Origin of the sequence: Microcella sp. (genome assembly GCF_051860105.1) — a bacterium.
Lineage (GTDB): Bacteria > Actinomycetota > Actinomycetes > Actinomycetales > Microbacteriaceae > Microcella.
Genome location: NZ_JBHYEO010000025.1, coordinates 1 through 19,948 on the forward strand (window position 1 = coordinate 1; position 19,948 = coordinate 19,948).

General features: G+C 68.8%; 20 protein-coding genes. 19 read left to right on the forward strand and 1 reads right to left on the reverse strand.

What is annotated here, in order from left to right:
• The first annotated feature begins 55 nt into the window (after window positions 1-55).
• The 17 genes from ACTIE9_RS11470 (at window position 56) to ACTIE9_RS11550 (ending at window position 15,867) form a co-directional block, all read left to right on the forward strand.
• Window positions 56-1,609, forward strand: a complete 1,554-nt coding sequence (locus ACTIE9_RS11470; RefSeq protein WP_439565710.1) for a type IV pilus twitching motility protein PilT — start codon at window positions 56-58, stop codon at window positions 1,607-1,609.
• Window positions 1,609-2,841, forward strand: a complete 1,233-nt coding sequence (locus ACTIE9_RS11475; RefSeq protein WP_439565711.1) for a type II secretion system F family protein — start codon at window positions 1,609-1,611, stop codon at window positions 2,839-2,841. Before ACTIE9_RS11470 ends, ACTIE9_RS11475 begins: the two co-directional genes overlap by 1 nt.
• A 135-nt stretch (window positions 2,842-2,976) precedes the next feature.
• Window positions 2,977-3,381 (forward strand): type II secretion system protein, encoded by a 405-nt coding sequence (locus tag ACTIE9_RS11480; protein WP_439565712.1) that lies wholly within the window; start codon window positions 2,977-2,979, stop codon window positions 3,379-3,381.
• A gap of 134 nt (window positions 3,382-3,515) precedes the next feature.
• The gene (locus tag ACTIE9_RS11485) at window positions 3,516-3,929 is read left to right on the forward strand and encodes a type IV pilus modification PilV family protein (protein ID WP_439565713.1); all 414 of its coding nucleotides are present in this window, start codon (window positions 3,516-3,518) and stop codon (window positions 3,927-3,929) included.
• Window positions 3,926-4,507, forward strand: a complete 582-nt coding sequence (locus tag ACTIE9_RS11490; protein ID WP_439565714.1) for a prepilin-type N-terminal cleavage/methylation domain-containing protein — start codon at window positions 3,926-3,928, stop codon at window positions 4,505-4,507. Before ACTIE9_RS11485 ends, ACTIE9_RS11490 begins: the two co-directional genes overlap by 4 nt.
• Window positions 4,498-6,147, forward strand: coding sequence for a hypothetical protein (locus ACTIE9_RS11495; RefSeq protein WP_439565715.1), 1,650 nt, complete (start codon window positions 4,498-4,500; stop codon window positions 6,145-6,147). Before ACTIE9_RS11490 ends, ACTIE9_RS11495 begins: the two co-directional genes overlap by 10 nt.
• 8 nt (window positions 6,148-6,155) lie before the next feature.
• Window positions 6,156-6,980: a prepilin peptidase gene (locus tag ACTIE9_RS11500; RefSeq protein ID WP_439565716.1), complete on the forward strand. Its 825-nt coding sequence runs from the start codon at window positions 6,156-6,158 to the stop codon at window positions 6,978-6,980.
• An 8-nt stretch (window positions 6,981-6,988) separates the two neighbouring features.
• Window positions 6,989-8,038: a type IV pilus assembly protein PilM gene (pilM, locus tag ACTIE9_RS11505; RefSeq protein WP_439565717.1), complete on the forward strand. Its 1,050-nt coding sequence runs from the start codon at window positions 6,989-6,991 to the stop codon at window positions 8,036-8,038.
• The gene (locus ACTIE9_RS11510; protein WP_439565718.1) at window positions 8,035-8,709 is read left to right on the forward strand and encodes a hypothetical protein; all 675 of its coding nucleotides are present in this window, start codon (window positions 8,035-8,037) and stop codon (window positions 8,707-8,709) included. Before pilM ends, ACTIE9_RS11510 begins: the two co-directional genes overlap by 4 nt.
• Window positions 8,706-9,386 carry a hypothetical protein gene (locus ACTIE9_RS11515; protein WP_439565719.1) on the forward strand — a complete coding sequence of 227 codons (681 nt, stop codon included), beginning with the start codon at window positions 8,706-8,708 and terminating at the stop codon, window positions 9,384-9,386. The genes ACTIE9_RS11510 and ACTIE9_RS11515 overlap by 4 nt, the downstream gene beginning before the upstream one ends.
• 87 nt (window positions 9,387-9,473) lie before the next feature.
• Complete coding sequence (locus ACTIE9_RS11520) at window positions 9,474-10,265, forward strand: hypothetical protein (protein ID WP_439565720.1); 792 nt, start codon at window positions 9,474-9,476, stop codon at window positions 10,263-10,265.
• Between the two features lie 283 nt (window positions 10,266-10,548).
• On the forward strand, window positions 10,549-10,923 hold the full coding sequence (rpsL, locus tag ACTIE9_RS11525) for a 30S ribosomal protein S12 (RefSeq protein WP_055821401.1): 375 nt from the start codon (window positions 10,549-10,551) through the stop codon (window positions 10,921-10,923).
• A complete protein-coding gene (gene rpsG, locus ACTIE9_RS11530) occupies window positions 10,923-11,393 on the forward strand; it encodes a 30S ribosomal protein S7 (protein WP_293170090.1) in 471 nt (156 codons plus the stop codon). Before rpsL ends, rpsG begins: the two co-directional genes overlap by 1 nt.
• 171 nt (window positions 11,394-11,564) lie before the next feature.
• The gene (gene fusA, locus ACTIE9_RS11535) at window positions 11,565-13,679 is read left to right on the forward strand and encodes an elongation factor G (RefSeq protein ID WP_439565721.1); all 2,115 of its coding nucleotides are present in this window, start codon (window positions 11,565-11,567) and stop codon (window positions 13,677-13,679) included.
• Window positions 13,680-13,788: 109 nt separating this feature from the next.
• Window positions 13,789-14,982: an elongation factor Tu gene (gene tuf / locus ACTIE9_RS11540; protein ID WP_439565722.1), complete on the forward strand. Its 1,194-nt coding sequence runs from the start codon at window positions 13,789-13,791 to the stop codon at window positions 14,980-14,982.
• A gap of 163 nt (window positions 14,983-15,145) precedes the next feature.
• Entirely contained in the window at window positions 15,146-15,394 is a 249-nt protein-coding gene (locus ACTIE9_RS11545) for a hypothetical protein (RefSeq protein ID WP_439565723.1), read from the forward strand.
• Window positions 15,391-15,867: a hypothetical protein gene (locus ACTIE9_RS11550; protein ID WP_439565724.1), complete on the forward strand. Its 477-nt coding sequence runs from the start codon at window positions 15,391-15,393 to the stop codon at window positions 15,865-15,867. Before ACTIE9_RS11545 ends, ACTIE9_RS11550 begins: the two co-directional genes overlap by 4 nt.
• Here ACTIE9_RS11550 and ACTIE9_RS11555 read toward each other — a convergent pair.
• Window positions 15,839-16,612: an IclR family transcriptional regulator gene (locus ACTIE9_RS11555; RefSeq protein ID WP_439565725.1), complete on the reverse strand. Its 774-nt coding sequence runs from the start codon at window positions 16,610-16,612 to the stop codon at window positions 15,839-15,841. The two genes, ACTIE9_RS11550 and ACTIE9_RS11555, sit on opposite strands and share 29 nt — an antisense overlap.
• Before the next feature lie 80 nt (window positions 16,613-16,692).
• On the opposite strand from ACTIE9_RS11555, the gene hutH reads away from it, so the two are divergent.
• Both hutH and hutU read left to right on the forward strand, forming a co-directional pair.
• A complete protein-coding gene (gene hutH / locus ACTIE9_RS11560) occupies window positions 16,693-18,234 on the forward strand; it encodes a histidine ammonia-lyase (protein WP_439565726.1) in 1,542 nt (513 codons plus the stop codon).
• 21 nt (window positions 18,235-18,255) lie between these two features.
• The gene (gene hutU / locus ACTIE9_RS11565) at window positions 18,256-19,947 is read left to right on the forward strand and encodes a urocanate hydratase (RefSeq protein ID WP_439565727.1); all 1,692 of its coding nucleotides are present in this window, start codon (window positions 18,256-18,258) and stop codon (window positions 19,945-19,947) included.
• The last annotated feature ends 1 nt before the right edge of the window (window position 19,948 follow it).

Sequence of the window (19,948 nt, forward strand, 5' to 3'; positions counted from 1 at the left end):
CAATTCCACTGATCCACAGCTCGACCGCACGAGACACGCACACAAGGGGGACACCATGACGGACTCGCTGGGATTCGGCCAGGCGGTCGATGCGCCGCAGCCCGCCGGCGGCCGCCGGGTCTGGTCGGTGAGTGCCGAGGAGGGCGCGGCCGCGGCGGCTGCCGCTGCCCAGGCCGCTGCGATGGCTGTCACGCAGTCGGCACCTCCGGCGTTCCCGCCGACGAGCGTGACTCCGATGCCCGATCTCGCGACCGGCTTGCCGCATCTCGCGCCGCCGCCTCCCGTCGGTCAGCGCCCCTACTCCGCCCCCGCTCCGGCACCGGCACTCGTGCCCGCTCCCGCGCTGGCCGCCGCCGCGCCCGCTGCCTCCGCTCCGCCAGCCGCATCTGCCGCCGTCGGGTACGCGGCGCCGCCTCCGCCCGGAGTCGCCACGATCGCCGCGCCGCCACCGGTGGCGACCGGCGCCGTCCTCGAGGGCATCCACCCCGCTCTGCTCGCCGCGCTCGATGATGTGATCGCCCGCGGAGGCTCCGACCTCCATGTCGCGGGTGACGCCCCGCCAATGGTGCGGGTCGACGGAGAGCTCCGACCGGTCACGGGCGCTCCGCCGTGGAGCCGCGATGACGTGACGTCGATCCTCGAGAGCGTCATGAGCGCGGTGCAGCGGGAGACCTTCGCCCGCGAGTGGGAGCTCGACTTCGCAATCAGCCCGCGCGGCGCTGACCGTTTCCGCGTCAACGTCTACAAAGACCGTGACGCCATGGCGGGCGCATTCCGCCTCATCCCCTCCGAGATCAAGTCGCTCAAGCAGCTCGGAGTGCCCAGCGTCGTGGCGAAGTTCGCCGCGCTGCCGCGCGGACTCGTGCTCGTCACCGGCCCGACGGGCTCGGGCAAGTCGACGACTCTCGCAGCCCTCATCGACCTCGTGAACCGCTCGCGCGCCGATCACATCGTGACGATCGAAGACCCGATCGAGTACGTGCACCACAACCAGCGGTCGCTCGTGAACCAGCGTGAGGTCGGCAGCGACACGCACTCCTTCGCGGACGCGCTCAAGCGGGTGCTCCGCCAAGACCCCGACGTCATCCTCATCGGTGAGCTGCGCGATCTGGAGACGGTCTCGACCGCCTTGACCGCGGCGGAGACCGGTCACCTCGTCTTCGCCACCCTGCATACCCAGTCGGCTGCGCAGACCATCGACCGCATCATCGATGTCTTCCCGCCGCACCAGCAGGGCCAAGTGCGATCTCAGCTCGCGCTGACCCTGCAGGGCGTGGTCTGCCAGACCCTGCTGCCGCGGGCGAGCGGCCAGGGCCGCATCATCGCGACCGAGATCATGATGACGACGAGCGCGATCGCGAACCTGATCCGCGAGGGCAAGACCTACCAGATCCCGTCGGCTCTTCAGGCAGGTCGAGAGGCGGGCATGCACACGATGGACCAGCACCTCGCCGACCTCGTCAACAGCCACATGGTCACCCGCGAGGCGGCGCAGGCCAAGATGCAAGACGCCGAGAGCTTCCATCGGCTCGTGCATCACACCACGACGATGGCTGACGGTGCCGCGCCCGGTGCCGCGTACACCCCGGGACTGGGAGGGACTCTCTGATGGCCGCCACGCTCACCTACGCCTACACCGGTCGCGATTCCAGCGGCAAGGTCGTCAAGGGCCGTGTGGATGCTCCGAGCGAGGCCTCGGTCGTCTCCCGACTGCGCACCATGGGCATCGCACCCATCGCGATCAAGCAGTCCGCCTCCGGTACGGGGTTGAACCGCGACATCACCTTGGGCGGCTTCCTCGAGAAGCGGGTCAGCATCAAGGATCTCGCGGTCGCGTCGCGCCAGATGGCGACGATGATCGGAGCGGGCCTCCCGCTGCTGAAGGCGCTCGCGATCCTCGCCGATCAGTCGGAGAACACCGTGCTCGCCAGCACACTCGACGAGGTTCGCAGCAATGTCGAGGGCGGCGGCACCTTCTCCGATTCGCTCGCCCGGCATCCGAAGGTGTTCCCTCCTCTGTTCGTCAATCTCGTCCGTGCGGGCGAGGTCGGCGGGTTCCTCGAGAGCGCCCTCGAGTCGATCGCCAAGAACTACGAGAAGGAGGTCCAGCTGAGGTCGACGATCAAGTCGGCGCTCACCTACCCGGTCGCCGTGCTGATCATGGCTCTCGTCGCGGTCGTCGGCATGATCATCTTCATCGTTCCGATCTTCGAGCAGATGTTCGCGGGTCTCGGCGGCACTCTGCCCCTGCCGACGCTCATCCTGGTCGGCATCTCCAAGAACATGGTCTGGCTCGGGCCCCTGCTGCTGGTGGTGGGCATCGCCGGCACGATCTGGTGGCGGGCGAACCGGCACACTCCGAAGTTCCGGTCGATCTACGAGCCAGCGTTGCTCAAGATCCCGGTGTTCGGTCCGCTCTTTGCCAAGGTGGCGATCGCGCGCTTCGCGCGCAACTTCTCGACGATGGTCGGTTCGGGCGTTCCGATCCTCCAGGCGCTCTCGATCATCGGCTCGACGTCGGGCAACTGGGAGATCGAGCAGGCGCTGTCGAAGGTGCAAGACTCCGTGCGGCAGGGCCGATCGATCTCTGCGCCGCTGCAGGAGGAGAAGGTCTTCCCCTCCATGGTCACGCAGATGATCGCCGTCGGCGAAGACTCGGGCGCTCTCGAGAGCATGCTCGACAAGATCGCCGACTTCTACGACGCCGAGGTGCAGAGCACGACGGAGGCGCTGACATCGCTCATCGAGCCGATGATGATCGCCTTCCTCGGCGTCGTGCTGGGCGGCATGATCGTGGCGCTCTACCTGCCGATCTTCGACATCTTCAACCAGATCCAGTAGGCGCGCCGGGTGGCCCCCGCACTGGGGATGCCCCTCGCGAGAGCCGACGGTGATACTCATTCATGGGGGGCCGGTTTCATGTTCCGTGGGGGGCCCACCTGTCAACCTTCACTTGATGGGAAAGGAAACGGACACATGTCCATCACTACTGCACTCGAGACCCAGCGTCGCCGCCTGGAGGAGAACGAGAAGGGCTTCACCCTGATCGAGCTCCTCGTGGTCGTCCTGATCATCGGCATCCTCGCCGCGATCGCCATCCCGGTCTTCCTGGGCCAGCAGAACCAGGCCCGCGAGGCCGCGACGAAGTCCGACCTCGCCAACGCCAAGGTCGCGCTGCTCGCCTACGCGACGGCCAACGACGGCGAATACACGACTGACACCGCCGACCTGACGGAGTACGGATTCGTTCAGAGCGGCGACACCGACAGCGTGACGATCGTGACCGCCGCCTCGACCGGCATCTGCATCGAAGCGGTTTCGTCGACCGAGGCCGAGTTCCACATCACCGATCTCGACGGTGCCGAGACCGGCGGCTGCTGACCTCAGCAACCTCGCTGACACGCGGGTGGGGTGGCCGTACCGGCCGCCCCACCCCGCTTCAGTTTCGTGAGGGCTCCGAACACGGGTCGTCACCACTCCACAGCAACACCAGCGATTCGGCCGGGGGGCAGATCATGATCGAGAACACGAGAGGCGTCCGCCGTCTCCGCGTGCTCGCCGACGAGGGCTTCGGCCTCATCGAGATCGTCGTGTCGATGTTCATGCTCGCCCTCCTCGCCATCGCCTTCGCGCCCCTGCTCATCCAGAGCCTCCAGGTCAGTGCCGAGAACTCCACCGTCGCCACGGCGACGCAGCTCGTCAACGACCGCATGCGCATCGCGCAGGCGAACGGGCCCACCTGCTCAGCTGTCGCGAGCCTCGTCGGCACCACCTCGGTGACCGATTCGCGCAACGTGACGATCACCGTCACCACGACCGTCGGAGCCTGCCCGACGGGCGTCGGCACCGTTCGGGTCTCCGCCGTGGCCGTGCGCACCGATACCGACGCCACGGTCGCCCAGGCCGCCACGCTGGTGTTCGTCGAATGAGCGCCGCACCGGCCGCGACCATCCGACTGCGCACCGAGCAGTCGGGGCTCACGCTCATCGAGCTCATGGTGACCACCCTCCTGCTCGGGCTAGTCAGCGCCGTCGTCGTCGGCATCATGGTGAGCCTCCTGACGACGGAGCGCACCGTAGCGACAGTGACGACCGACACGCGGTCGGCGCAACTGGTGGCCGACTCGATCGGCACGCCCATCCGCAACTCCTCGAGCTTCCGGCTGACCACGGTGGGCACGAACGACCAGCTGCTCATCGCGCGGGTCGCCTCGTCGACCGCCACCATCACGTGGCGCTGCACCGCGTGGTACTACCAGGCCAGCACGCAGCAGCTGCGCACGACGACCCGCTCGACCGCGATCTCCGCGCCCAACACCGCGACGCTCGCGACGTGGACCCTCCTTGCCGAGGGCGTGCAGAAGGTCGGCACGACACCCGTCTTCGCCGCCAACGGCCCGCTCCTGACGACGTCGTACCAGGTCGCCACGGGCGACACCTCACCAGTCTTGATCAGATTCACCGCCGCCCGGCTCACGGGCCTGACAGAGAGCACAGCATGTTTCTGACATCGCTCACCCGCCGACTGACCGCCCGTCGCGACGACGACCAGGGCATGGCCATGGTCGCCGTCATCGGCCTCATGGCGGTGGGGGTCATCGTGACGGCCGTCATCGGCTCCACGCTGGCTGGGTCGCTCTCGTTCACATCGGCAACCCGAGCGAGCGTCCAGTCGCAGGCGAGCGCCGAGGCCGGGATCGCTGCCGCCCGTGCGGGACTCATCGCGGGCACCTGCGTCTCGCGCGGCGGCGTCTACGAGAACTCTCCCGGTGCCACGCCGGTCTACATGGCGACCGTCTGGGTCCCGTCCGGGTCGTCTTGGACCCGCGGATGCCCGACCACGCTCACTCAGCAGGTGCGCATCCTCTCCACCGGCGAGTCGAACCAACCGGCCGTCGGAACCGCTGACTTCGGAGACGAGACCAGCCTCGAGGCCCTGCTGTCGTCGGTCGCGGTGAGTTCGGGAACCGTCGCCTCCGGCCCGGCCGTGTACGCCTACAACTCGACGGGCTTCGGGGGCTCTGGCACCCTCGTCTCGTTCGGTGGTTCGGCACCGAGCGTGCTGGTCAAGACGGGGAATGTGACGTGCAGCGGCGCGAGCGCTGGCACGGCCGATTGGGTCGTCGACAATGGCACGCTCTCCATCAGCGGTTCCTGCGCGATCAACGGCAATGTCTGGGCTTCAGGTCGCTTGACGATGTCGGGCAACGTTCCCGTTTCCGGCAACGCTGTCGCGGCGGGCATTAGCGTTTCAGGCAGCAGCCGCATTCTCGGAAACGCGTGGTCAACAGCCGACACCGTGCTGAGCGGCGGCGGCACGTACATCGGGGGCAATGTCACTTCACAGTCGCTCACGATGGACTCGAGTACCGGCATTCGACAGAACGCCTGGATTGCGGGCGCCACCTCGATGACCTGGGGGAGCACGATCGATGGTCGCTTGACCACGCGCTCGCTGACGCGCCCGAATGGGGCCGGATCGATCGGAGCACTCACGGTTGTTCCTTCGGGCCCGGGAGCTAGCCCGTATCTCACCCCGCCACGGCCCTTGGTGCCGAACTGGGTCGACTTCGCCTACCGCGCCAGTGATTGGACAGGGCAGACCATCGTGACCCTGAGCACCTGCTCTGTCGCAACCTACACGAGCGCCCTCGCGACCATCGGCGCCAATCGAGGAGTGATCGACGCCCGAGCATGCTCCAACGGATTCGTCCTGGGCGGCAACGACAAGTTGGCCATGCGCAACGACCTGGCGGTCATCGCCAATAAGTTCGATCTTGGTGGTAGCGGTGGATTCACCTCGACCGCAGCTGCCCAGTTGCGCTTGATCATTCCCGACTCGGTCGACAACGATCTGCCCACCTGCCCGACAGGCGGCGCGTTCGGAATCGGAGGCGGATTCAGCTTCCAGACCACGATCTCCACGATGATCTACACCCCGTGCGCAGCCAACATCGCCTCCGGGCTCTACATCAAGGGCCAACTCTTCGCCGGTCAAGCCTCGCTCGGCGGATCGGCGACGATCGCCTACGTGCCGATCGGCCTGCCGAACGTCAACCTGTCGACGGGCGAGTCCAGTGCGGGCGGCGCCGAGACCGAGGCCGACCGGACGCTCGTGTCGCTCCGCAACGTGCAGGCGAGCAACTAGGTCCGCCCGTGATCCCCCTCGCCGCCGGCGTGGGCGTCTTCGGCGCCCTCATCGGGTCGTTCCTCAACGTCGTCGTGCACCGCGTGCCGCTCGGGCTCTCCGTGGTGAGCCCGGCGAGCCGGTGCCCGTCGTGCTCGACCGCGATCCGACCGGCCGACAACATCCCCGTCGTCTCCTGGCTGCTCCTGCGTGGTCGGTGCCGCACCTGCGACGCGCCGATCTCGGTGCGGTACCCGCTCGTCGAGCTGCTGACCGCTCTGGCATTCGCCGGTGTCGCACTGCTCTTCGGGCCCGCCATCGTCGCGGCGACCGATGCCCCGTCGATCGGTGCCGCGATCGTCGTGCTGATCGCCTTCCTGTATCTCGCGGCTGTCAGCATCGCGCTGGCCGCGATCGATCTCGACACCCACCGACTGCCCAACGCGATCGTCCTGCCGTCGTACCTCGTGGGGGTCGTGCTCTTCGGCGGGGCCGCCCTCCTGGCGGCGGATCCGATCTCGTTCGCGCGCTCCGCGGCCGGCGCGGGCATCCTCTTCGCCCTGTACCTGGCGCTCGCGCTCATCTCCCCGCGCGGCATGGGAATGGGCGATGTCAAGCTCGCAGGCGTGCTCGGGCTGTACCTCGGTTGGGTCGGGTGGAGCGCGCTGGCGGTCGGCGCACTCGCCGCCTTCCTGATCGGCGGCCTGGTCGGCATCGGGCTCATTCTGGCGCGCCGGGCGAGTCGCAGCACGGGAATCCCGTTCGGGCCGTGGATGCTGGCAGGAGCCTGGGTGGGCATCATCATCGGCGAACAACTCGCCAGCGCCTATCTGGCGCTGTTCGGCCTGGACTGAGGGGGAGCATGGGCAAGCCAGTAGTCGGAGTCGACATCGGCAGCTCGACCCTGCGCGCCGTCGAGATTGACGACGCCTCGAAGCCGAATCCCACGATCATCCGGGCGCACGAGGTGCCGTTGCCCGAGGGCTCGGTGAAGCGGGGCGAGATCCTCGAGGTCAATACCGTCGCGTCGGCGTTCAAGCGGCTCTGGGCGAGCGGCGGGTTCCGCAGCAAAGACGTCGCGATGGGGATCGGCGGCCAGAGCGTCATCGTGCGCGACCTCGTCGTGCCGCGCATGCCCCTCGCCCAGATCAGGGAATCGCTTCCCTTCCAGGTGCAAGACCTTCTGCCCGTGCCCGTGGCCGACGCCATCCTCGACTACTACGCGATCTCCGAGGGCACGAACGAGACAGGCCCCGTCGTGAACGGTCTGCTCATCGCGGCCTTCAAGCAGGCCGTCTCCATGAACACGAGCGCCGTCACCATGGCGGGCCTAACGCCGGTCAGCATGGACCTCTTGCCCTTCGCCATGACACGGGTGCACAGCCGATCGCAGCCCACCCAGGGCACCGCCGTGCACATGAACATCGGCGCCAACGCGACGTCGATCGTGATCGTGAAGGGCGGAGCCCCTCTGTTCGTGCGCATCATCCCGGCGGGCGGAGATGACGCGACGCGCGCGATCATGTCTCGCCTCGCGGTGCCGCGCGAGCGCGCCGAGGCGCTCAAGCGCGACCTGGGTCTCACGACCGTGCCGCGCGACGAGGAGCAGCAGCGGGCGGCCGAGGTCATCCACGAGTCGACGAGCGAACTGCTCACCGCGATCCGCAACACGCTCGCCTACTTCGCGGGTGTGCGACCCGGCACCGTGTTCGAGCACCTCTCCGTCGGCGGTGGTGCCACGCGCATGAGCGGGTTCGCCTCGGCGCTCGCCGAGTCGACCCGCATCTCCGTCGTCCCCGTCAATCCGCTCGCGAGCGCGACGCTCGCGCGCGGCCTTCGCGGGAAGGCGGACGACGAGCGCATTCAATCGTGGACGACGGCCATCGGGCTCGCCGTGGGGAGTGGAGCATGAGCCGCGCACAAGACCGTGAACTCGCCCCCCTGACTCTGAGCGGGGTTCCTCGCGCCAGCCTCATGCCCGCCGAGGTCGCCCTCCGCAAGCGCGAGGCTGTTCGGCGGCGCGGGCTCATCTCGATCGTCGTGCTGGCCGTGCTCGTCGTCGCCGGAGCCATCGTCGCGGCGACGCTCTACGCTGCGAACGCCGAAGCGCGACTCGCTGCGGAACGCGCGGTGACCGAGCAGCTTCTCGGCGAGCAGCTCTCGTACCAGGAGGTTCTCGAGGTCCGCGGGCAGCTCGCCGACATCCTCGCCCAACGGCAAGCAGTCACCGAGCGCGAGGTGCTCTGGCGGACGATCGCCGAGCCGTACCTGGCGATCCTCGCCGCCGATGGAACGCTCGAGGCGGCAACGATCACGACGGCCGCGATCGCCGACCCTGTTCTCCTGAGACAGGATCCCTTGCGGGTGCTTCCCACCGCGACGATGGTGCTGACGCTCAACACGGCGGGTCTGCCTGCACCGTACAGCTGGTTGCGGAGCTTCGAGACGTTGCCGGCGTACGGTGACGCGGCCCTCGATTCCATCGTTCTGCAGGCAGACGGAACCTATATGACGACGGTGACCGTGAACCTCAGCTCCGAGGCGCTCTCCGGCCGTCTGACCGACGAGGCGGCCAACGGATGAACTCGACAGCGACCCGAATCTGGACCTTCGCGACCGCCATCGCCGTGATCGTCATCGTCGCCCTGGGCTGGTTCCTCGGGGTGTCGCCGCGACTCGCGGCCGCGAGCCAGGCCGAGGCGGACCGCCAGGCAGTCCTCGCTCAGAACGTGGCGCTCCAGGCAACGACGGATGCCCTCGCCGCCGACTTCGCGGCGATCGACGACCTCCGCGATCAGTTGGAGGAGGTCCGGGGTCAGTTCCCCTCGTACGCCGAGTACGCCGACTTCAGTGAGGTGTTCCTGGCGGCCGTGGTTAGCAGTGGCGTGATCCTCGACTCGGCGCAGGTGTCGGTCGCCCTCCCGTCAAGCGTCGACGTCGTGCCCGACGAGTTCGGCCAGGTGCCCGCAGGCACGCTCCTGCAGGTGCCCGTCGTGATCACGGTCAACGGCGAGTTCCCCCTCGCGCTGCAGTTCATCGAGTCCCTGCAGCTCTCCAACCGATTCACCTTCGTCAACGTCGGGTCATACACCGAAGGAACCACCGATCGACGCAACACGGTTATCTCGGTGTTCTACTACGTCGTGAGCGAAGCGCCCGTGATCGTCGACGGTCAGGCGCCCGCCGAGGGCGAAGACCCGGCGACGCCCGACCCCGAGCCTTCTGACGCGGCGACACCCACCCCGACTCCCACGCCGTAGTCGTCGCGTCGGGATGCTCGCGCCGACCATCCCGACGCCTCGCCTTGGTAGGGTGGCGCGTTCGTATTCCCCGTGAAAGGACGCGCCATGGCCACTCAGTCCGCATCCGAGCCCACCGACGATCAGGCTGCCGCGGCGGTGCCGGAGTCAGGCGCGGCGACGTCCGCCGAGCAGACGCCCGAGGTCGCGGTCGACGCGGGGCAGAGCGCCGAGTCGACCACCGCGCACACCACTGAGCCCACCATCGAGCCGACGGCCGAGCCCGTCACGTCCGTGACCGAGAGCGTGCCTGCGGCCGCTCCGGCCTCGCCGACGGTCGTCTTCGTGCAGGCCCCGCAGCCGCCGAAGAAGCGCGGTGCCCGCGGGGTCGGCGCGCTCGTCGCCCTGCTCGGTGCCGGTCTCTTCGCCGCCGCCTACGCCCTGCTCGTGCTGCTGATCGCCCTGATCGGCTCGCGCTCGGGCCTCGCGCCCGCTCTGCAATTCCTCTCCTCGGTCACCTACTGGGTGCCCGTGCTCGTCTTCTTCCTGGCGTACCTGCTGCTCATCGTGATCGTGAACCGCGCCGGATGGTGGGCGCACGTTCTGGGCGGCTTCATCGTCGCCGTGCTGGTGTGGGTCGGGTTCGTCGGCGCCGCCATCATCGCGGCGGGCGCGTTTGGCGCACCGGCGTCGCAGGTCGGGGCGGTCGTGCTGCAGCAGCTCACCAACCCGCTCGGTTTCGCCGCCGCGATCGCGGCCCGCGAGGTGCCGATCTGGGTCGGCGGTCTCGTGGCCAAGCGCGGGCGCACGGCCCGCGCGCGCAACGCGGCGAACCGCGCGGCCTACGAGCAAGAGCTCGCCGAGCACCGCGCGACGATCGGCGCCAACACCGCCGTTTGACCGCATCCCGCGCGGGGTCTATTCTTGGGCGTGTGTGTGCTTCGGCACGCGTCTGTGCTGTGCCGTGAGAACGGAGCCGCCAGCGCGGGGGAGGCGCACGCAGAGGGTCCCTGGTGATCCGGCTGCTCCGGCAGCCGAGTCCACACCCCCACGGCATATCCGTCATCGGCGAGCGCGCTCGTCGACACCGTCGGATTCGCGTGAGCCCGACCGGAGCGCAGCTCCGGACGGGGACATCCAACCGCAACCGCTGTCACCGTGCAGCATTCACAAGGAGCACTTTTTGCCCACTATTCAGCAGCTGGTCCGCAAGGGCCGCACGCCGAAGGTCTCGAAGACCAAGGCGCCGGCCCTCAAGGCCAACCCGCAGCAGCGCGGCGTGTGCACGCGCGTGTACACGACGACCCCGAAGAAGCCGAACTCGGCCCTGCGCAAGGTCGCTCGCGTCAAGCTCAGCAACGGCACCGAGGTCACCGCCTACATCCCCGGCGAGGGCCACAACCTGCAGGAGCACTCGATGGTGCTCGTCCGCGGCGGTCGTGTGAAAGACCTGCCCGGCGTGCGGTACAAGATCGTGCGCGGCGCGCTCGACACTCAGGCGGTCAAGAACCGGAAGCAAGCGCGGAGCCGCTACGGAGCGAAGATGGACAAGAAGTAATGCCTCGTAAAGGACCGGCGCCGAAGCGCCCCGTCGTCGCAGACCCCGTCTACGGCGCCCCGATCGTCAGCCAGCTCGTCAACAAGATCCTGCTCGACGGCAAGAAGGGCCTCGCCGAGCGCATCGTCTACGGTGCGCTCGAGGGAGTGTCCGCCAAGAACGGCCAGGATGCTGTCGCCACGCTGAAGAAAGCCCTCGACAACGTGCGTCCCACGCTCGAGGTGCGGTCGCGTCGTGTCGGTGGCTCGACCTACCAGGTTCCCGTCGAGGTCAAGCCGCACCGCGCCAACACGCTCGCGCTGCGCTGGCTCACGAGCTACGCCAAGGCGCGTCGCGAGAAGACGATGACCGAGCGCCTCATGAACGAGATCCTCGACGCATCCAACGGCCTCGGTGCCGCGGTGAAGCGTCGCGAAGACACCCACAAGATGGCCGAGTCGAACAAGGCCTTCGCGCACTACCGCTGGTAGCGCGCTATCGCTGAAGGGCCGGAGGCCCCGAAGCGGGGTAGCGCGCCGAGGTTCGCTCAAGGCGGGGGCCATTTCTGGCCCCCGCTGCGAACCTCGGGTGGCGGCCCGTCCCGGGCCGACACGGTTTAGAGCCACCAACACTGAAGAAAAACCAAACGTAAGGACACCGCTGTGGCACTCGACGTGCTCACCGACCTGAACAAGGTCCGCAACATCGGCATCATGGCGCACATCGACGCCGGCAAGACCACCACGACCGAGCGCATCCTGTTCTACACGGGCGTGAACCACAAGATCGGCGAGACCCACGACGGCGCCTCGACGATGGACTGGATGGCGCAGGAGCAGGAGCGCGGCATCACGATCACGTCGGCTGCGACGACCTGCTTCTGGAACAAGCACCAGATCAACATCATCGACACCCCCGGCCACGTCGACTTCACGGTCGAGGTCGAGCGCTCGCTGCGCGTGCTCGACGGCGCCGTCGCCGTCTTCGACGGCAAGGAGGGCGTCGAGCCCCAGTCGGAGACCGTCTGGCGCCAGGCCGACAAGTACGACGTGCCGCGCATCTGCTTCGTCAACAAGATGGACAAGCTGGGCGCCGACTTCTACTTCACGGTCGACACGATCATCAAGCGCCTCGGTGCCAAGCCGCTCGTCATCCAGCTGCCGATCGGCTTCGAGAGCTCCTTCGAGGGCGTCGTCGACCTGGTCGAGATGCGCGCTCTCACGTGGCGCGGCGATGCCAAGGGTGACGTCGAGATGGGTGCCAAGTACGAGATCGAAGAGATTCCCGCCGATCTCGTCGAGAAGGCGAACGAATACCGCACCGCGCTGCTCGAGGTGGTCGCCGAGACCGACGACGCGCTCATGGAGAAGTACTTCGGGGGCGAGGAGCTGACCGTCGCCGAGATCAAGGCGGCGATCCGCAAGCTCACGATCGCCTCGGAGATCTACCCCGTGCTGTGCGGCTCGGCGTTCAAGAACCGCGGCGTGCAGCCGATGCTCGACGCGGTCGTCGACTACCTGCCGAGCCCGCTCGATGTTCCGGCCACGATCGCGCACGACCCGCGCGACGAGGAGAAGGAGATCATCCGCAAGCCCGACGCGAAGGAGCCCTTCGCGGCCCTCGCGTTCAAGGTCGCGGTGCACCCCTTCTTCGGCCGCCTCACCTACGTGCGCGTGTACTCGGGCGCGATCGACTCCGGTGCCCAGATCATCAACTCGACCAAGGGCAAGAAGGAGCGCATCGGGAAGATCTTCCAGATGCACGCCAACAAGGAGAACCCGGTCGACTCGGTCACCGCTGGCCACATCTACGCGGTCATCGGCCTGAAGGACACGACCACGGGCGACACCCTCTGCGACCCGAACAACCCGGTCGTGCTCGAGTCGATGACCTTCCCGGAGCCCGTGATCGAGGTCGCCATCGAGCCGAAGACCAAGGCCGACCAGGAGAAGCTCGGCACGGCCATCCAGAAGCTGGCGGAGGAGGACCCGACGTTCCGCACCGAGCAGAACGTCGAGACCGGCCAGACCGTCATCAAGGGCATGGGCGAGCTGCACCTCGATATCCTCGTCGACCGCATGAAGCGCGAGTTCAATGTCGAGGCGAACGTCGGCAAGCCGCAGGTGGCCTACCGCGAGACGATCAAGAAGACCATCGAGAAGTTCGACTACACCCACAAGAAGCAGACGGGTGGGTCGGGTCAGTTCGCGAAGATCCAGATCAGCCTCGAGCCCCTCGAGGTCACGCCCGAGACGAGCTACGAGTTCGTCAACGCCGTCACCGGTGGTCGCGTTCCGCGCGAGTACATCCCCTCGGTCGACGCGGGCATCCAAGACGCGATGCAGGTCGGCGTCCTCGCCGGCTTCCCCACGGTGGGCGTGAAGGCGACGCTCATCGATGGTGCAGCGCACGACGTCGACTCCTCGGAGATGGCGTTCAAGATCGCCGGCTCGATGGCCTTCAAGGAGGCCGCGCGCAAGGCGAACCCCGTGCTTCTCGAGCCGCTCATGGCGGTCGAGGTGCGCACCCCCGAGGAGTACATGGGCGACGTCATCGGCGACCTGAACTCCCGTCGCGGTCAGATCCAGTCGATGGACGACGCGACGGGTGTGAAGGTCGTTCGGGCGCTCGTGCCGCTGTCGGAGATGTTCGGGTACGTCGGCGACCTGCGGTCGAAGACCTCCGGGCGTGCCGTCTACTCCATGACGTTCGACAGCTACGCGGAGGTCCCGAAGGCCGTCGCCGACGAGATCGTCCAGAAGAACAAGGGCGAGTAATCACCCGACCTGCGAGGGCTCGCCGAGCCTGAGTACGATACATACACACCAAACCGCGCGGCGTTCGCACATCGGATGCTGAGCAAACAAGTCCTGAGGAGGACCCACAGTGGCTAAGGCCAAGTTCGAGCGGAGCAAGCCGCACGTCAACATCGGAACCATCGGTCACGTCGACCACGGCAAGACCACGCTCACCGCCGCCATCTCGAAGGTGCTTGCTGACAAGTACCCCTCGGCGACCAACGTCCAGCGCGACTTCGCCTCGATCGACTCGGCTCCCGAGGAGCGTCAGCGCGGCATCACGATCAACATCTCGCACGTCGAGTACGAGACGCCGAAGCGCCACTACGCGCACGTCGACGCTCCCGGCCACGCCGACTACATCAAGAACATGATCACCGGTGCTGCTCAGATGGACGGCGCGATCCTCGTGGTCGCGGCGACCGACGGCCCGATGGCGCAGACCCGTGAGCACGTGCTGCTCGCCAAGCAGGTCGGCGTGCCGTACCTGCTGGTCGCCCTCAACAAGAGCGACATGGTCGACGACGAGGAGATCCTCGAGCTCGTCGAGATCGAGGTTCGCGAGCTGCTCTCGAGCCAGGGCTTCGACGGCGACAACGCCCCCGTTGTGCGCGTCTCGGGCCTCAAGGCCCTCGAGGGCGACGAGAAGTGGACCCAGTCCATCCTCGACCTCATGGACGCCGTCGACGAGTCGGTTCCGGACCCGGTGCGCGACAAGGACAAGCCGTTCCTCATGCCCATCGAGGACGTCTTCACGATCACCGGCCGTGGCACGGTCGTGACGGGTCGCGCCGAGCGCGGCACCCTCGCGATCAACTCCGAGGTCGAGATCGTCGGCATCCGCCCGACGCAGAAGACCATCGTCACGGGTATCGAGATGTTCCACAAGCAGCTCGACGAGGCCTGGGCCGGCGAGAACTGCGGTCTCCTGCTCCGCGGCACCAAGCGCGAGGACGTCGAGCGCGGTCAGGTCGTCGTGAAGCCGGGTTCGGTCACGCCGCACACGAACTTCGAGGGCACCGCGTACATCCTCTCGAAGGACGAGGGTGGCCGTCACAACCCGTTCTACACGAACTACCGTCCGCAGTTCTACTTCCGCACCACCGACGTCACCGGCGTCATCTCGCTGCCCGAGGGCACCGAGATGGTCATGCCCGGCGACACCACCGACATGGTCGTTGAGCTGATCCAGCCCATCGCCATGGAGGAGGGCCTCGGCTTCGCCATCCGTGAGGGTGGCCGCACTGTGGGCGCCGGCACGGTCACGAAGATCCTCAAGTAGGTTCTCAGCACTGCGTTCTTCGGAACTCGCGAGCGGGGTCGCACCTTCGGGTGCGGCCCCGCTTCGTCGTTCCCGAGAACTGCACGATCTCTCTTCCGTCCGGGGGCCGGGGTGGTCAGAATGGGCGCGACGGGAGACTCCCGGCGCAGGAAGGGGTGACGACGTGGGCATCGACGATTTCGTGGAGAAGGCCAAGGAGGTCGCGGGTGACGCGGCCGAGAAGGCGAAGGAGTTCGCCGGCGACGTGGCGGAGAACGCCAAGGAGTTCGGCGGCGAGGTGAAGGAGTTCGCGGGCGACGTGGCGGAGAAGGCCAAAGAGGTCGTCGGTGACGTGAAGGACAAGCTCGATGGCGAGGACGAGCCGTCGGCTCCCGCGCCTCCGGCGGAGGGCTCGGCACCGCCCCCGGCGTGACCCTCATGCGGATCGCTCGGGAGGCGGTCGTGCTCATCGCGACGACCGTGCTCGTGCTCGCCGTGCTCGTGCTCGTCGTCTATGGGGTGCTGGCCGAGCTCGAGCCCGGCGAGCTGCTGGGCGTCGTGCCCGAGTTCGTGTTCGGGTTCGCGGGCCCTGCGCTCGCCATCTGGGCGGTGCTCGTCGCGCTCGGCGCGACGCTGCTGCGCCACCGCGGGCCCTGGTGGCGCATCGGCGCCCACGCGCTCTCGGCGATCGTCGCGGGAATCGCGAACGTGCCCATCGTGGTGGCCTTCGGCGAGGCGGCGGATGCGCAGGGCGGGTTCGTCGGTGCTCTCGGGCTGCTCGGCTCGGCCCTGTTCGTGCCGCTCGCCCTGCTCGTGACGCCCGTCGTCATGCTGCTGCTCGACCGCGGCCGCGCGTCGGTGACCGCGAGCGGCCCGGCTACGCCCGACCCTGCAGACGCGCGCTGAGCGCGGCGGCGGCCTCGCGCACGGCGGCGGTCAGGGCATCCACCTGCTCAGCGCCCACCGCCTCGGCGCGATAGGTGAGCCCGAGCGCGGCAGCGGGGTAGCCCGTGCGGTCGATCCCGGTGGCGGCGACCGAGGCGTAGCCCGCGGTGATCTCGCCGTTCTCGGTCGCGATGCCCGCCGACCGTGCGAGGGCGAGGATGCGGTCGAGCTCGGGCAGCGTGCGCGGCCCGACCCCGCGGCGCGTGATGAGGGCCTCGCGGTGCGGGAAGAGCGCGCGCACCTGGGCCCCGGGCAGCGCGGCGAGCATGGCACGGCCCGTCGCCGTGAGGTGCGCGGGCAGGCGCACGCCGACGCGCACGACCGTCGTCGGGGCGCGCGGGGCCGCGACCTGGCCGACGTACGACACGTCGCCGCCCGCGAGCACGGCGAGTTGCGCGACGACGGGAACCGGGGCGGCGCGCACGAGCCGGTCGAGCAGCGGCCCGCCGAGGCGGGCGAGCCGACTCGCGCTCAGCACGGAGCCGCCGATCTCGGCGACGAGGGCGCCGAGGCCGTAGGCGCGCGCCTCGGGGTAGTGCACGACGAAGCCCTCGTCTTGCAGCACGCGCAGCAGCTGATAGACGCTCGACCGGGGTAGCTCCAGCTCGCGCGCGAGGGTCGAGGCGGGGACGGGGTCGCTGTGGTGCGCGAGGTGCGTGACGATGCGCAGGGCGGCGCGGGCGGCGGGCACCTCGGGCACGAGCATCCACCCTTCTGTCTGATATCTCAGACAGATTATCGCGCTAGCCCGGTGCGAGCGGCGGGCGCGACGCGTTCACTGGGGTCATGCAGATCACGCTCGGCCGCCGCCCGCTCACGATCGACGAGGTCGTCGCCGTCGCGCGGCACGACGCGACCGTCGTGATCGACGCCGATGCGCTGGCCGCGATGGCTGTCACGCGCGGGATCGTCGAGGGTCTCGCCGACGACGTCGAGCCGCACTACGGCGTCTCGACCGGGTTCGGAGCGCTCGCGACGACACACATCCCGGTCGCGAAGCGCGCCGAGCTGCAGCGCTCCCTCGTGCGCTCGCACGCCGCGAGCAGCGGCCCCGAGGTCGAGCGCGAGGTCGTGCGCGGCACGATGCTGCTACGGCTGCAGACGCTCACGACCGCGCGCACGGGAGCCCGGCCTGTCGTCGCCGAGACCTACGCCGCCGTGCTCAACGCCGGCATCACCCCCGTCGTCGGCGAGTACGGCAGCCTCGGCTGCTCGGGCGACCTTGCCCCGCTCGCGCACTGCGCCTTGGCGGTGATGGGCGAAGGACTCGTGCGTGACGCATCCGGAGCCATCATGCCCGCCGCTCAGGCACTCGACGCCTGCGGCGTCGAGCCCGTCGAGCTGCGCGAGAAGGAGGGCCTCGCCCTCATCAACGGCACCGACGGCATGCTCGGGATGCTCGCCCTGGCCCTGACCGACCTCGACCGCCTCGTGGCGACGGCCGACCTCGCCGCGGCGATGAGCGTCGAAGCACTGCTCGGCACCGATCGCCCCTTCGCCGCGGATCTGCAGCACCTGCGCCCCCACCCCGGCCAGGCGGCCAGCGCCGAGAACATGCGCCGCGTGCTGAGCGGCTCGCCCGTGGTGGCCAGTCATCGCACCGACGATTGCACGCGCGTGCAAGACGCCTACTCGTTGCGATGCGCCCCGCAGGTGCACGGAGCCGTGCGCGACACGATGGCCCACGCGGCGAGCGTCGCGACCCGCGAGCTCGCGAGCGCGATCGACAACCCGGTCGTGACGCTCGACGGCCGGGTCGAGTCGAACGGCAGCTTCCACGGCGCCCCGCTCGGCTATGTGCTCGACTTTCTCGCCATCGCCGTGGCTGATCTGGCGAGCATGAGCGAGCGCCGCACCGACCGCTTCCTCGACGCGAGCCGCAGCCAGGGCCTGCCGCCGTTCCTCGCTCACGACCCCGGCGTCGACTCCGGGCACATGATCGCGCAGTACACCCAGGCCGGCATCGTGAGCGAGCTCAAGCGCCTCGCCGTGCCGGCGAGCGTCGACTCGATCCCCTCGAGCGCGATGCAGGAGGACCACGTGGCGATGGGCTGGTCGGCCGCGCGCAAGCTGCGGCGCTCGATCGACGGGCTCGAGCGCGTTGTCGCGATCGAGCTGCTGACGGCGGCCCGGGCGCTCGACCTGCGGTGCGCCGCGCTCGGAGTGGCGCCCGCCCCCGCGACCGCGGCCGTCGTCACGGCCCTGCGCGAGCACGTGGCCGGCCCCGGCCCCGACCGCTACCTCGCCCCCGAGATCGAGCACGCCGTGCGGCTCACGCACGACGGCACGCTGCTGACCGCCGCCCGCGCGGTCACCGAGATCCGCTGACCCCGCCGACTGGAGACCGTCATGACCCTCACCGAGAGCCCGACCTCGAGCTCAGCATCCGGAGCCCGCCCCGTGCGCGCCCACCGCGGAACCCAGCTGCACACCCTCGGCTGGCAGCAGGAGGGCGCTCTCCGCATGCTGCAGAACAACCTCGACCCCGAGGTCGCCGAGCACCCCGACGAGCTCGTCGTCTACGGCGGCACGGGCAAGGCCGCGCGCGACTGGGCGAGCTTCGACGCGCTGACCCGCACGCTCGCCACGCTCAAGGGCGACGAGACGATGCTCGTGCAGTCGGGCCGCCCCGTCGGCGTCATGCAGACCCATGAGTGGGCGCCGCGCGTGCTCATCGCCAACTCGAACCTCGTGGGCGACTGGGCGAATTGGGACGAGTTCCGGCGGCTCGAAGCCCTCGGTCTCACGATGTACGGCCAGATGACCGCCGGCTCGTGGATCTACATCGGCACGCAGGGCATCCTGCAGGGCACCTTCGAGACCTTCTCGGCCGTTGCCCAACAGAAGTTCGGCGGCACCCTCGCCGGCACCATCACCCTCACGGGCGGCCTCGGCGGCATGGGCGGCGCCCAGCCGCTCGCCGTGACGATGAACGACGGCGTCGCCATCTGCGTCGACGTCGACCCCAGCCGCATCACACGCCGTCTCGAGCACCGCTACCTCGACGTGCAGGCGACCTCGCTCGAGCACGCGCTGTCGCTCGCCATCGAGGCACGGGATGCCCGGCGCGGGCTCTCGATCGGCGTGCTCGGCAACGCGGCCGAGGTCTTCCCGCGCCTGCTCGCCATGGGTGCCCCGATCGACATCGTCACCGACCAGACGAGTGCGCACGATCCGCTCGCCTACTTGCCCGTCGAGCACACCGTCGACGAGTGGCACGCGGCGCGCGAGCGCGACCCCATCGGCTTCGCCGCGGCAGCGCGTGCGTCGATGGCGCGGCAGGTCGAGGCGATGGTCGGGTTCCAGCGGGCGGGCGCCGAGGTGTTCGACTACGGCAACAACATCCGCACCGAGGCTCGCGCGGCGGGGTATGCCGACGCCTTCTCCTTCCCCGGGTTCGTGCCCGCGTACATCCGCCCGCTCTTCGCGCAGGGCAAGGGCCCGTTCCGTTGGGCGGCGCTCAGCGGTGACCCCGCTGACATCGCCGCGACCGACCGCGCGGTGCTCGAGATGTTCCCCGAGAACGAGAGCCTGCAGCGGTGGATCCCGATGGCCCAGCAGCGCGTGCACTACCAGGGGCTTCCGGCGCGCATCTGCTGGCTCGGCTACGGCGAGCGCGACAAGGCCGGCGAGCGCTTCAACGACATGGTCGCGAGCGGCGAGCTCAGCGCCCCCGTCGCGATCGGCCGCGACCACCTCGACTCGGGGTCGGTCGCGAGCCCCTACCGCGAGACTGAGTCGATGAAAGATGGCAGCGATGCGATCGCCGACTGGCCGCTGCTCAACGCGCTCGTCAACACGGCGAGCGGGGCGACCTGGGTGTCGATCCACCACGGTGGGGGAGTCGGCATCGGCCGCTCGATCCACGCCGGGCAGGTCGTCGTCGCCGACGGCACAGCGCTCGCCGGTCAGAAGGTGCAGCGCGTGCTGACGAACGACCCCGGCATGGGCGTTATCCGCCACATCGATGCGGGCTACACCGAAGGCGAGCAGATCGTCGCCGACCTCGGCGTGCGCATTCCGATGCGCGAGCAGGGTTGAG